Source organism: Rhizobium sp. BK196 (genome assembly GCF_014193255.1).
Lineage (GTDB): Bacteria > Pseudomonadota > Alphaproteobacteria > Rhizobiales > Rhizobiaceae > Rhizobium.
Map to the genome: position 1 here is coordinate 223,118 of NZ_JACHZB010000005.1, position 12,244 is coordinate 235,361.

At 59.2% G+C, this 12,244-nt stretch carries 13 protein-coding genes and 1 tRNA gene; 4 read left to right on the forward strand and 10 right to left on the reverse strand.

Features of this window, described 5'->3' with window-relative positions:
• Position 1: 1 nt before the first annotated feature.
• The 5 genes from FHT78_RS18525 to FHT78_RS18545 form a co-directional block, all read right to left on the reverse strand.
• Complete coding sequence (locus tag FHT78_RS18525; protein ID WP_183747067.1) at positions 2–574, reverse strand: DUF1190 domain-containing protein; 573 nt, start codon at positions 572–574, stop codon at positions 2–4.
• A 430-nt stretch (positions 575–1,004) separates the two neighbouring features.
• A tRNA-Leu gene (locus FHT78_RS18530) sits at positions 1,005–1,089 on the reverse strand.
• Between the two features lie 174 nt (positions 1,090–1,263).
• Complete coding sequence (locus FHT78_RS18535; protein ID WP_183747070.1) at positions 1,264–1,635, reverse strand: hypothetical protein; 372 nt, start codon at positions 1,633–1,635, stop codon at positions 1,264–1,266.
• Positions 1,636–1,964: 329 nt separating this feature from the next.
• On the reverse strand, positions 1,965–2,462 hold the full coding sequence (locus FHT78_RS18540) for a BON domain-containing protein (protein WP_183747073.1): 498 nt from the start codon (positions 2,460–2,462) through the stop codon (positions 1,965–1,967).
• A gap of 76 nt (positions 2,463–2,538) precedes the next feature.
• Entirely contained in the window at positions 2,539–3,033 is a 495-nt protein-coding gene (locus tag FHT78_RS18545; protein WP_183747076.1) for a peptide deformylase, read from the reverse strand.
• 243 nt (positions 3,034–3,276) lie between these two features.
• Here FHT78_RS18545 and mgtE point away from each other — a divergent pair, with 243 nt between their 5' ends.
• Both mgtE and FHT78_RS18555 read left to right on the forward strand, forming a co-directional pair.
• Positions 3,277–4,692, forward strand: coding sequence for a magnesium transporter (gene mgtE / locus FHT78_RS18550; protein ID WP_183747079.1), 1,416 nt, complete (start codon positions 3,277–3,279; stop codon positions 4,690–4,692).
• Positions 4,693–4,756: 64 nt separating this feature from the next.
• A complete protein-coding gene (locus FHT78_RS18555) occupies positions 4,757–5,149 on the forward strand; it encodes a MerR family DNA-binding transcriptional regulator (protein ID WP_007826104.1) in 393 nt (130 codons plus the stop codon).
• Here the strand turns inward: FHT78_RS18555 and FHT78_RS18560 are convergent, their stop codons facing one another.
• Entirely contained in the window at positions 5,150–6,169 is a 1,020-nt protein-coding gene (locus FHT78_RS18560; RefSeq protein WP_183747083.1) for a heparan-alpha-glucosaminide N-acetyltransferase, read from the reverse strand.
• On the reverse strand, positions 6,170–6,937 hold the full coding sequence (locus FHT78_RS18565; RefSeq protein ID WP_183747603.1) for a DUF599 domain-containing protein: 768 nt from the start codon (positions 6,935–6,937) through the stop codon (positions 6,170–6,172).
• A 213-nt stretch (positions 6,938–7,150) separates the two neighbouring features.
• On the opposite strand from FHT78_RS18565, the gene FHT78_RS18570 reads away from it, so the two are divergent.
• Both FHT78_RS18570 and FHT78_RS18575 read left to right on the forward strand, forming a co-directional pair.
• Positions 7,151–8,557 carry an L-serine ammonia-lyase gene (locus FHT78_RS18570; protein ID WP_183747084.1) on the forward strand — a complete coding sequence of 469 codons (1,407 nt, stop codon included), beginning with the start codon at positions 7,151–7,153 and terminating at the stop codon, positions 8,555–8,557.
• A 179-nt stretch (positions 8,558–8,736) separates the two neighbouring features.
• Complete coding sequence (locus FHT78_RS18575; protein ID WP_183747087.1) at positions 8,737–9,174, forward strand: DUF1489 family protein; 438 nt, start codon at positions 8,737–8,739, stop codon at positions 9,172–9,174.
• Between the two features lie 15 nt (positions 9,175–9,189).
• Here FHT78_RS18575 and FHT78_RS18580 read toward each other — a convergent pair whose 3' ends face one another.
• The 3 genes from FHT78_RS18580 to FHT78_RS18590 all read right to left on the reverse strand — a co-directional run bounded on the left by FHT78_RS18580 (position 9,190) and on the right by FHT78_RS18590 (position 12,027).
• Complete coding sequence (locus FHT78_RS18580) at positions 9,190–9,465, reverse strand: hypothetical protein (RefSeq protein ID WP_183747605.1); 276 nt, start codon at positions 9,463–9,465, stop codon at positions 9,190–9,192.
• A 112-nt stretch (positions 9,466–9,577) separates the two neighbouring features.
• Positions 9,578–11,161, reverse strand: a complete 1,584-nt coding sequence (locus FHT78_RS18585; RefSeq protein ID WP_183747090.1) for an SPOR domain-containing protein — start codon at positions 11,159–11,161, stop codon at positions 9,578–9,580.
• 119 nt (positions 11,162–11,280) lie between these two features.
• Entirely contained in the window at positions 11,281–12,027 is a 747-nt protein-coding gene (locus FHT78_RS18590) for a hypothetical protein (RefSeq protein WP_183747091.1), read from the reverse strand.
• Between the last annotated feature and the right edge of the window lie 217 nt (positions 12,028–12,244).

Here is a 12,244-nt window from a genome sequence, read left to right on the forward strand (position 1 = left end):
CTCAAGATGCGGAAAAGTGGCGCGCTCCAAAACCGGAGCGGGCAAGCGTGGTCGTGAGGGCGGGAGGCTTATCGTGAGCGGCGGATTGATAGGCCATCTTGAAGCCCCCGGCCTTGTTGGTGACCAGAATGCCCCGAGCATCCACGAAACCCGGAACGTGGCGGCTCTCGTACAGCGCCGATGCGGGTACAGCCGGATAGTAGACGCCGTTCACCGTCTTGTCGGGCTGACCAATCAGATACCCGCCGAAATAAGGGCTGAAATGTCCTCCTCCGGTCGTATGGACCGAAGAGGTTTGCTCACAACGACCGTCGCCGAATTCCTCCTCGCAATCCTCACGTTTATCGTAGGAAGGGGAACTGTTCAGATGTTCATCGCGAGCGATCGCAAAGCTGTTTCTGCAGTCGTCAGGACCAAACTTGTTGTCCTTAAGGCAATCATCGACTGTCTTGTAGGCCGCCGTCTCCGTATCGCCGCGATATAGCGAATCGATGTAAACGCCGACAACAAGGGTTCCGAGAATCGCGAGTGCTACGCCTCCCTTGACGTATTCATAACGATCTTCCGATGTCATGCGGTCCCTCAATCGTTTATGCCATGCAGTTGCGCAGGCAGAGCGAAGATAAACGCCAAGCCGAATGCGCGGCTTGCGTTCGAATGTGTGACAAAGACTGGATCGTCGGTGAGCATGCACTACTCGCGCATGAACCGGCATCAGCGGGACGCTAGTCCCTTAGCAACACGTCAAAAATTGATGATAGAAATGATCTTCATGAAATGAACGCCCCTGAACCCCTAAAGCGTTCCATTCATGTTCTCAATTCCAGATGGAAGTCAAGCGGCAGATTGTGCATCAGAATTGCAGCCGGCGCCAGCAGCTTTGTTCTGATACTCACGAGGGGCGGCATTGGCGGGAAGGGACTTGCGTCCTGAGGCAAGGGCTTATCTGCTAAAGAACTAAACCCTTGGCTAGAAAAGAAAAAACCCGCCGAAGCGGGTTTCTTTGGTGCGGTCGAGAAGACTCGAACTTCCACGGGTTGCCCCACAGCGACCTCAACGCTGCGCGTCTACCAATTCCGCCACGACCGCATCGTGGTAGGCCGATTTGCGTCGGCGAGGCAGCATGTAGCAAAAGCCTCTGACGGACACAAGCGCGATGTGACAGTTTTTTTTAAAAGCTTGTCCGAGGTGTGGATTACGCCGCGCTGAACATTGAATTTACAAGAGAAAAGGGCCGGAAGCCGGCCCTTTTTTCAGAACATCTCAATGCGTTGCGCGGCATGCTTCCGTGCGGCTTGCACCGCTATCTGCACCTTTCTGGTGCGAGCCCTTTGGGCCGATCATGCTGTGGCAATCCGGAAGCGGCCTGATACTGGCAGTCGCGGTGTTATCGACTTTCGCGGGCTTGGCCATCGCGGCCGGTGCGAAACCGTCGCTGTCATTCGTGTAGTCGCTGGAATAGGCCGGGGGGGAAACATGAGTCGGATAATGGACGGGCTTTGCCGGCGCGACCGGCGTCGGGTAGAGGCCGTCACCATCGTTGGAATAGTCGTCCATATATTTCGGCGCCGCGAAAGCAGCACTTGCCATGCTGACGGCAAACAGGGTGGCGGCGACAGCGATTTTCATACGCATGAGTCTATCTCCTCAATCTGTTGTTGAATTCAACAACACAGAACCAACCCTCGGCAAGGTCGAGTCCGCTCCCCAATTTGGGCAATTTTGTGAGAAAGTTGACGGCGATCTTGCGACGTTTTGTCCAAATGAAATCACATATTTGTCAATGCTCTTGAGAGGTGCGTTACCTTAGCCGGCACAGATAATCGCCTGAGACGTCAGCACTTTCGCCAATATGACAATTCTGCAATCTTTAATTGATTAACTATTTGTAATTTTAGAGACATAAAACCGGAAAGCAGATCGCTTTCCGGGTTTGAAATGCGGCAACTTTGTGTTTTTCAGCCTCAATCCTCGTTCGGGATATGCGCATCGACACCGGTCGTCCGCAGGTGGTTTCGGACATGATGGACACCGTCTACCGACAGGGCGCCAAGTTCGACCTTGCGGGCAATGCCGATCGTTTCGACCGAACCCTCCAGCGTCACTGTATGACCGTCGGCGTGAACTTCCACACTGTCGATATCTACGTCGGGGATGTTCTCCAGGTTCTCGGTCACGCGGACTTCGAGGTCGTCGCTTTCGTTGCGGTCGATCGTATCAGGCTCGAGCGAATCCTTCAGGCGGTTTTCATTACCGTCCTCGTCGGTGCCATCGATGCGGAAACCGCTGTTGCGGTCGCGGTCGAAATTGGCCGAGGTTTCGCCATAAGCACGGTTTTCACTGCCGTCAGCCTTGGCGCCGCTACCGTCGGCATAGGGCCAGCCATCGTCCAGATTGCGCTCTTCGAAGTCGCGGTAGTCTTCCTCGCGGGAAAGCGGGGACTTGTCGTTAATGCGAGGCATTTCTGTCTCCTTCCGGTTTCACTGCAAGGCAAACGTCGGAAGGGTGCCATTGGTTCGCCCGATAGTGGCGCGAGCCTCAGCTTTTCGTCTTTTCCCATTTCCTGATCAGCCGGTCCCGCTTCAGCCGCGACAGGCGCTGCAGCCAGAAAATGCCGTCGAGTTGGTCGACTTCATGCTGGATACAGATGGCGAGGAAGCCGATGGCCTCTTCTTCATGCTGATGGCCATCCAGATCCTGGTAGCGAAAACGAACCGCCCTCGGCCGGATGACCTCATCCGTTGCACCCGGCATCGAGACACTGCCTTCCAGATGAACCATCGTCTCATCCGAAAACCACGTGATCTCTGGATTGGCGTAGATGCGCACGCCGTCCGCCTTGTCGAGCTCCAGTACCGTCAAGCGCTGGAAGACGCCGACATGGGCAGCGGTGATGCCGACGCCGGGTGCCGCGCGCATCGTCTGTAGCAGATCGTCGGCAAGCTCAGACAGGGCAGAATCGAACGAGCTCACCGGCGCGCAGACCGTCTTCAGGCCGGGATGCGGATAGCGGAGAATCGGGCGGATCGGCACAGCTAAGCTTCCTTTCGACAGATGGCAGCGGAAACTATAGCCGACCGCAGGCATTGTCATCAGAAAGCAAGGGTTTGCGCTTTACGGCAGAAGGGCTTTCGGTTAGCTGGTCAATGAGGATTCCGGCGGCCGCAAGGGCAGGGCGGAATTCACTTATCCGCTTGTTGACAATGCATTTTCAGCCGACATTCTCGAACGCGGCTCGATAGTCTTTGAAATCAAATAAGGATGCGAGGGCGGCCTATGACGACGACCGACACGGAAGACCGCAATCGCAAACGTCAAGCAGACGAAGACGTCGATATCTATAACGAAGACGGCAACGTGCGCAGCGATTTCCTGGCGCGCCTGGGTGCTGCCATCGCCGATCGCGACACGCTGTTTCTGCGCCAGAACGTCGCGCGCCTGCACGAATCGGAAATAGGCGACCTCCTGGAATCGATCCAGCCGGATCAGCGCCTGGCGCTGGTGCGCCTGCTCGGCGACGATTTCGATATGACGGCGCTGACCGAGGTGGACGAGACGATCCGCCGCGAGATCGTCGATCAGATGCCGAACGAGCAGATCGCGGCTGCCATCGGCGAACTGGATTCGGACGACGCCGTCTACATTCTCGAAGATCTCGATCAGGAAGACCGCGAAGAAATTCTCGCGCAGCTGCCGTTTACGGAGCGGGTTCGCCTTCGCCGCGCCCTCGATTATCCCGAAAGCTCTGCCGGCCGTCGCATGCAGACGGAATTCGTGGCCGTGCCGCCATTCTGGACGGTGGGGCAGACGATCGACTATATGCGCGACGAAGAGGATCTGCCCTATTCCTTCTCACAGATCTTCGTCATCGATCCGACCTTCAAGCTGCTCGGCGCCGTCGATCTCGACCAGATCCTACGCACCAAGCGACAGATGAAGATCGAAAACATCATGCGGGAAACGAACCATCCGATACCCGCCGAGATGGACCAGGAAGAGGCGGCCCAGCTCTTCGAACAGTATGACCTTCTTTCGGCTGCCGTCGTCGACGAGAACGAACGCCTCGTCGGCGTGCTCACCATCGACGACGTCGTCGACGTGATCCATGAAGAAGCGGACGAAGACATCAAGCGTCTCGGCGGTGTCGGCGACGAAGAACTCTCCGACAATGTGATCTCGACCGTGCGCTCGCGCTTCCTGTGGCTCTTGATCAATCTCGGCACGGCGATGCTGTCTGCCAGCGTCATCGGTCTCTTCGATGGTTCAATCGAGAAGATGATCGCGCTTGCCGTGCTGATGCCGATCGTCGCCTCCATGGGCGGCAATGCCGGTACGCAAACGATGACCGTCACCGTGCGCGCGCTCGCGACCCGCGATCTCGATATCTATAATGCCGGTCGCATCATCCGCAGAGAGGCGGGTGTCGGCATTTTGAACGGAATGCTCTTTGCCTTGCTGCTGGGCGTGATCGCCGGCACCTGGTTCCACAACTACCAGCTTGGCGCCGTCATCGGCGCGGCAATGATCATCAATCTGATCGCGGCGGCGCTTGCCGGCATCCTGCTGCCGCTGTTGCTCGACAAGATGGGCGCAGACCCGGCGATCGCCTCATCCGTCTTCGTCACCACCGTGACCGACTGCACCGGCTTCTTCGCCTTCCTCGGCATCGCGACATGGTGGTTCGGCATCTGAACAGATGCGGAAATTGACTATTACGTAAAAGTCAATATTATGCCGGGTCAACGACGGGGATGAGATGCTAGTGAATAAGTATTATACCATAACGGAGCTGACGCGCGAATTCGGAGTTTCGACGCGCACGCTTCGCTTCTATGAAGACGAAGGTTTGATCCATCCGGAGCGCCGCGGTCGCACCCGGCTTTTTCGGCCCGCCGACCGGCGTCTCATTCAGGAAATCCTGCGCGGCCGGCGCATCGGCTTCACCATTGCCGAAATCCGCGAAATCATTCAGGTCTACAAGGAGCCGCCGGGCGAGCTCGGCCAGCTTAAGCTTCTGATGAAGCGCGTCGACGAGAAGCGCGAAGACCTGCGCCAGAAGCGCAAAGATATCGATGAGACGATCACCGAGCTCGACAATATCGAGGAGGCCTGCCTTGGCCGCCTCGCCGAAATCGGCGTCACCACCTGATTATTGCTGAGGCACGGGCTGTGACTGCGGCGCTGGCTCTATTTCGGCGCTGCACTGGCTGGCAAGCGCCATGATCCGCTCATCATCCGCCTTGACCTCGCCAGCTTGGAACGGTGTGAAGAGTTGCTGCGCCTGCAGCTTATCGAGCGTGCACTGGCAGAAGCTGCGGCAGAGCGCTTCGCCCTGCTCGACCGTGCAGGAGGTATTGCACTGGCGCAGATAGGTCGCCGCCGGATCAGGCTTTAGCGGTGCAACGATAAAGGTCAGGCCATAGGCAATGGCGATCAGCACCGGTTGATGGATGAGGTAGAAGGCAAGGCTGTGGCGGCCGAGGCGCGCAAACCATGTCCGACCCGTGCCTAACGCGGCCAGCCGCAGGGTCAGGTTCGTGCGGAAGGCGAGGCGCGCCAAGCCCATGCCGAGGAGGAAGGGGATCGCCCAGGGAAAGAGCGGCACAAAATCGTTCGACCGGTCAGGTGTCGCCGCAAAGCCGAGCCAGGCCAGATATTTCGGGTCGAACAGGTGCGAATCCAGCACGCCCGGCATCACAAAGGCATCGGCGATCCAGGCGACGAACAGCGTAAGCGTGGCAAGCAGCGTCACCGGCAAGGGCAGGCGCAGGAAGACCACGCCGATGAGGCTCAGAATCGCGATGGAATGCAGGATGCCGAAATAGATCCATTCGCCGGGCACGAAGTAGGCGGTCGCAGCCGATATGACCACGGCCGCACCGGCGATCATGCCAAAACGCTTCCAGAAGGCACGCCAGCGCATGTCCGGCCGGCTGGCAAGCACCAGGCTGACGCCGACGATGAAGAGGAAGGTGGTGGCGATCGCCCGGGCGTAGATCTTCAGCCAGCCGGTCTCGGCCGTTCCGGCCTGCAGATAGCCCATGAACTCCAGATCCCAGCTGAAATGATAGGTTGCCATGGCAACGAGCGCGGCACCCCGCGCCGTATCCACGAGGCCGATACGCGGCGTTTTTGCACCAGCCGCCGCTTCCGTTGCCGACACTATCATTCACAATCCCCCGGACAGTTCGTCGCCGTCGCTCGCCGACGGCTTGTCGCGCTGAACAGCAGAAAGGTGGAGATTTGGTGGCGGATTGGCGTCCATGATGGCGAGGCGCGCTTCCGAAAAGAATTGCCGGCGGGTCAGGACCACAATGACCATCGCCGTCGTCCCCATGAAAACATAGGGGTTGATGAACCAGCCGAGATAACCGATGGACAGGAAAATCGCCCGAAGACCCTCGTTGAAATGGCCGCCTGCGATGACATTCATACGAATGACACGCTCTGCTGCGCGCTCGGCGGCGATCACGTCCTTTTCCGTATCATGCACCATCGGAATGCCACCGAAGAGAATGGTGCAATAGTTGAAGAGCCGGTACGACCAGCCGAATTTGAAGAAGGCGTAGCCGAAGAGGGCAGCGAGGCCGCCGACCTTCATCTCAAAGACCGCATGGCCGCTGTGGAAGACGAAAGGCAGATCGGCGAAGACCGCATCCACCTTTTCCGTCGCACCGAGCAAGGCAAAACAGCTTCCTACCGCGAAGATGGATGTGGAGGCGAAAAAGGCGGTGCCGTTCTGCAGCCCGGCCATGATCTGGGTGTCGATCATCTTCAAATCGCGGCGCAAAGAATTATATATCCATTCGCGCCTTCGCTCCGCCATGGCATGGGTCAGGCTCGTGCGCCCGAAGAAAGTCTGGCCGTGCAGCAGCCAGGAATAGCCCATCCAGATAAAGATAAAGAAGGCAAGCGCGATATAATCCGCCGTCGTCATCATCAGTGATTCAGTTCCCGCATCAAACGCGGCCACTCTACATATGCATGCGATTGCTGCAATGACCGGCAAGATGAGAACGACTGGCAAGTTGGCCCACTTCGAACTAGTGTCCGGCCGGATGTCGCACCGGTTCAAGGCGATGTCGGTCCGCCACGCGGATGCGAAACCGGGCTCGCATAGTCTGCATCGTGAAATTTAAAAGGCGCTTCCATGTTTCTTTCGGTATTCGATGTGTTCAAGATCGGTGTCGGGCCGTCGAGTTCGCACACGATGGGGCCGATGACGGCTGCCAACCGGTTCCTTGAGCTCATTCTGTCCAACGAATGGCCGCGTCCTTCCACCGGCGCGCAGGTGGCAGCCATCAAGGTCAGCCTGCACGGTTCGCTCGCCCATACGGGAATAGGCCATGGAACGGGCAGGGCCGTCATCCTCGGACTGATGGGAGAGGCGCCCGATAAGGTCGATCCGGATCGCATGGATGCGATCATCGACGAGGTAGACAAGAGCGGCCGAATCACGCCCGAGGGGCATCCAGCCTACCAGTTCCGGCCGAAAACGGACCTGATCTTCGACAAGAAGCAGCCGCTGCCGGGTCACGCCAACGGCATGAGCTTTTCCGCCTATGACAAGGACGGTCGGCTTCTCGTCAAGCGCATCTATTATTCCGTCGGCGGCGGCTTCGTCGTCACCGATACCGAGTTGGAGCAGATGCGGGCGCGCAAAAAGGCATCCCAGGGCAGTTACAAGGTGCCCTATCCCTTCGCCAGCGCCAAGCAGATGCTGGAAATGGCCGAACGGTCCGGTCTGACCATCGCGCAGATGAAGCGCGCCAATGAGGAAAGCCAACGCAGCCGCGAAGAACTGAATGCCGGTCTCGACAGCATCTGGGAAGCGATGCGCGCCTGCATCGAGCGTGGACTGAAGGTCGAAGGTGTCATGCCCGGCGGCCTCAACGTCAGACGCCGCGCCAAGCATATTCACGACAAGCTGCAGGAGGAGTGGCGCAGCAACCGGATCAATCCGTTGCTCGCCAACGACTGGTTGAGCGTCTACGCGATGGCGGTCAACGAGGAGAATGCCGCGGGCGGGCGCGTGGTGACGGCGCCGACCAATGGCGCGGCGGGCGTCATCCCCGCGACGATCCGCTACTACGAGCATTTCCATGAGGATTGGGACCAGAAGGGCATCCACGACTATCTGCTGACGGCAGCGGCGATCGGCGGCATCATCAAACACAATGCGTCGATCTCGGGCGCAGAAGTCGGCTGTCAGGGCGAGGTCGGTTCAGCCGCCGCCATGGCAGCCGCAGGCCTCGCAGCCGTCATGGGCGGCACGCCGGCCCAGATCGAAAATGCCGCGGAGATCGCGCTTGAACACCATCTCGGCATGACCTGCGATCCGATCGCCGGCCTGGTGCAGGTTCCCTGTATCGAGCGCAATGCGTTGGGCGCGGTGAAGGCGGTCACGGCCGCATCCCTCGCAGTGAAGGGCGACGGTCAGCATTTCGTGCCGCTCGATGCCTGTATTGAGACAATGCGCCAGACGGGCTACGACATGAGCGAGAAGTATAAGGAAACCTCGACTGGGGGCCTTGCCGTCAACGTCGTCGAATGCTGAGTTTGTGGACGCCGTTGCTTCGGCTCTTTGTTTTACGCATGCCGTATCGCAAAACCGCGATACACTTTTGCGCGACATGCTTTGTTTAACGCATGTCGTTGACGCAAAACCGCGGTACACTTTTGCGCGACATGCTTTAGCCGCTTGACGCTGCCGATCAAAAGGACTTCAACGGCAGCATGGCACTAAATCTCATCAAGCTCTGCGTCGGCTGCGACTCGATCGAAGACCTGCGCGAATGGGTCGCCGAGCGCTCGCTGCGCGCCATTGCTGCCGGAATGGAGCCACACTCGGTCCATACGACCCGCATGGTACCGAAGCGCGTGGAAGAGCTGCTCGACGGCGGTTCACTCTATTGGGTGATCAAGGGGCAGGTGCAGGCCCGGCAAAAGATCCTAGACATCAAGACATTTACAGATGGAGAAGGGATCGGCCGCTGCCATCTGGTACTCGGTCCGGAGGTGGTCGAAACCTCGGTCCAGCCAAAGCGCGCCTTCCAGGGCTGGCGCTATTATCCGGATGAGGACGTGCCGCGCGATCTCCACAGTCTTGGCGCAGGCATTGCGGAAATGCCCGCGGATCTTCGCCGCGAGCTTTCTGAACTCGGATTGCTATAGGGCTTTTCGTGCACCTTATCGCAGTCGCAGAATGACCGGCGAATTGCCGTCGGGCGACGTGATGTGCAAATGGATATGCGCTTCCGGCTGCGAGTAGCGCCACGCGCGCGCACCGTGGCACAGCAGCAGGTTGATGAGATCACGGGTCTTCGGCGATCTTGCCTTAGGGCGCTGCAGGCCAATTTCGGCAAGACGCAGAGCTGCTTCGTGTAGCGGATGCAAACCAGAGCGGCCCTTGTTGACCGCTCGGCGGCCGGCAGGCGCATTTGGAATATTCTCGTTGATCGACATCATCTTCCTCGTACGCAATACAAATCGAACTAGGATCGACTGCCGGCGGCGCGAACACCACAGCCGGCAGACAGGGGTGCTGCCAAATCAGTCATAGGCAGCGCCAGATATTTCATTGGGCGGCTGCCCAGCACTTGACACCGGCCTTCTTCAGGGCCTTGCAGGCGTTGACCGCGTCACGCTGCTCATCGAAGCCGCCGAAGCGGGCGCGGTAGATCTGGTCGCCTCCATTGCCGTAGGCGACGGCAAAAGGCTTGGCGGAGCTCAGCGCTTTGCCGCCTTTGGCCTTGGCGTTTGCCAGAAGGTCCATCGCCGTTTCACGGTTCGAGGAGACGCCGATCTGTACGACCCAGCCAGATGGCTGCGGCATTTCCCTCGCGGCAACTTCCTTTGCAGGGGCGGCCTTGGTGGAGGCCGTCGTCAGCTCGTCGACGGAGGTGTCGCCCTGTTCCGGCGGCATATAGGCGGGTGCCGGCGTCGGCACGGCGACGGAAGCCTGTTCCTGCTGCTGCTTGATCGCGACCGTCTTAACCTTGGTCGGAGACGGCATCGGCTGCGTCAGCAAGGGATTGTCCGTTTTGGGTGCGGCGGTTTCCGCATAGGCAACTTCCGTGCTTGCCGTCCGATAACGGCTGTCCGGAAGCGGACCCTTAGGCGGCAGGCCGACATCGGCAGCGGCGGCCGTGACCGGCGACTGGTTGGCGGCGATCGTTTTCTTTTCCGTCAACTGGGCGACCTTGGCAGGAGAAACCGGCGCAGGCGTTTCGATCATCTCAGGCATTGGCTTCGACTGGGCGACGAGCATCCCGCCACTGGCGGAGGCCTTCGGCAGATAGGTGGCGAGCAGCGTGCGCATCTGCGAATCGCGGGCAGGGGTGGAGGCGCCGCCGAGAACCACGCCGACAATCGACTTGCCATCGACCTGCAGGGAGCTGACCAGATTGAAGCCGGCAGCGCGGGTGTAGCCGGTCTTGATGCCATCGACGCCGCGGACGGAACCCACCAAGCGATTATGGCTGCGGATCACGCGGTTGCCGAACTTGAAGGCACGCGCGGAGAAATAACCGTAATATTGCGGGAAATGCTGACGAAGGGCGATGCCGAGGCGAGCCTGATCGCGAGCCGTCGTCATCTGCGCGGTGTTCGGCAGGCCGTTGGCATTGCGATAGGTGGTGCGCGTCATACCGAGCGCATGCGCTTTGGCCGTCATCATCTGCGCGAAGCGATCTTCCGAACCGCCGAGCATTTCGCCGAGCGCCGTTGCCGCATCATTGGCAGACAGCGTCACAAGGCCGAGGATACCCTGTTCGACAGTGATCGTGCCGCCGGCGCGTACACCAAGCTTGGTCGGCGCTTGGGCTGCAGCATGAGCAGAGAAGGGGACAGGCGTATCGAGGCGGATGCGGCCCTGCTCGAGCGCCTCGAAAGTCATGTAAAGCGTCATCATCTTCGTGAGCGACGCCGGATACTGCAGACGGTCGGCATTCTCGCTGTAGAGAACATTTCCCGTCCGTGCATCGACGACGATACCGGCATATTTCGGATTTGCAGCTTCCGCTTCGGCATTGACCGAGTCGACCGCGACGACCGCGATAGCCATCGAAAGGATCGTCAGCACCTTTGCGAGGAAACCGGCAGACCGTGGCGATGATACGGAGGAAATTGACCTTGACACTATTCCACTCTTCGCTTGCATTTTGGATGTTCGGCGGGTCACGCGCCCCCTACTGCGTAACCGGCTGTCTTGGAAAACTACCGGTTCAGCGTTACCAATCCGTTTATGATGAATCGTTTCTTCAGACATTTGCGGGGATTTTAGCGGAGTGTTGCAGACCGGCTCACGAGCCGGGTTTCCACAAAGGTCCTGATCGCGGCATCAATATGGTCCCAGTCGGCCAAATGACGGCTTGAGAACCGGTAAAGCACACTTAAATCCTTGCCGACCTTGATATCGCGCTGGCAATCGCCGCTGGTTGCCATTTCTGCAGACGAGGGCAGGACGCAGCGCACGACATAATCGGCCCTCCCTTCGCGCGGCGCGGTCAGCAGAACTTCGCCGTTGTAACCGGCGTCCGCACGAAGGCGGTGCAGCGTCAGGCCATGCGCAAAGGGTTCGGAGGCACCATCCATCAGATGCGAATAGATCGGCTCCAGCCGACCCGACATGTCCCGCGACATCGTGCCTTGGGTGATCTGCAGGAAAATCAGGCCTGACGACTGGGCAATGTCGTCGAAGCGCTGGCGCGTTTGCTTGCTGTAGCCATGCAGTTCCGGCCAGGTGAGATAGAGATCGACCCGTTCGGCGGCACCGTCATGACGTTCGCCGGGGAAGCGAATCGTGTTGGCGGGCAGGGCAATGGTGTCGCGGCCGATGGTGAGCGTGATTTCGACATTGCTTTCTGTATTGCCAGCGAGCGAAATGTGACGGCCGAACCAGCGGCCGGCAATGCTGATCGCCACCGTCAGCAGCGCCAAGACCGCGATCGTCGCCGTGACGCGAACCAGGAAGCGGGTCGAAATAAGAGGCTGCTCGCCAGGATGGCCCGCGGCGGAATGGCTCATCGTCGTCCTCCGATGTCGGGCCGCCGTAAGAGAACACGAGTCGTCGGTGCCGGTGATGAATCTCAAGGAGATGATGGGATAGCGAGGGTTAACGAGCCGTTAACTCAACCAAGCATCGGCCCGATTGCGGTTTCATAGAGTTAGAGCGCGTGCGTCCGGATGGAGGCAGGCGCGCCAAAAGGGAATGCCACAAAAGAAGCGAGCCGTTCCCGGGACA

Excerpts from the sequence above, each read along its gene's own strand:
- FHT78_RS18565 (WP_183747603.1), bottom strand. The coding sequence starts at position 6,937 with ATGACGACGGCGGATTATATCGCGCTTGCCTTCTTTATCTTTATCTGG.
- FHT78_RS18560 (WP_183747083.1), bottom strand. The coding sequence starts at position 6,169 with ATGATAGTGTCGGCAACGGAAGCGGCGGCTGGTGCAAAAACGCCGCGT.
- FHT78_RS18525 (WP_183747067.1), bottom strand. The coding sequence starts at position 574 with ATGACATCGGAAGATCGTTATGAATACGTCAAGGGAGGCGTAGCACTC.
- FHT78_RS18580 (WP_183747605.1), bottom strand. The coding sequence starts at position 9,465 with ATGTCGATCAACGAGAATATTCCAAATGCGCCTGCCGGCCGCCGAGCG.
- mgtE (WP_183747079.1), top strand. The coding sequence starts at position 3,277 with ATGACGACGACCGACACGGAAGACCGCAATCGCAAACGTCAAGCAGAC.
- FHT78_RS18585 (WP_183747090.1), bottom strand. The coding sequence starts at position 11,161 with ATGCAAGCGAAGAGTGGAATAGTGTCAAGGTCAATTTCCTCCGTATCA.
- FHT78_RS18590 (WP_183747091.1), bottom strand. The coding sequence starts at position 12,027 with ATGAGCCATTCCGCCGCGGGCCATCCTGGCGAGCAGCCTCTTATTTCG.
- FHT78_RS18555 (WP_007826104.1), top strand. The coding sequence starts at position 4,757 with ATGCTAGTGAATAAGTATTATACCATAACGGAGCTGACGCGCGAATTC.
- FHT78_RS18540 (WP_183747073.1), bottom strand. The coding sequence starts at position 2,462 with ATGCCTCGCATTAACGACAAGTCCCCGCTTTCCCGCGAGGAAGACTAC.
- FHT78_RS18570 (WP_183747084.1), top strand. The coding sequence starts at position 7,151 with ATGTTTCTTTCGGTATTCGATGTGTTCAAGATCGGTGTCGGGCCGTCG.
- FHT78_RS18575 (WP_183747087.1), top strand. The coding sequence starts at position 8,737 with ATGGCACTAAATCTCATCAAGCTCTGCGTCGGCTGCGACTCGATCGAA.
- FHT78_RS18535 (WP_183747070.1), bottom strand. The coding sequence starts at position 1,635 with ATGCGTATGAAAATCGCTGTCGCCGCCACCCTGTTTGCCGTCAGCATG.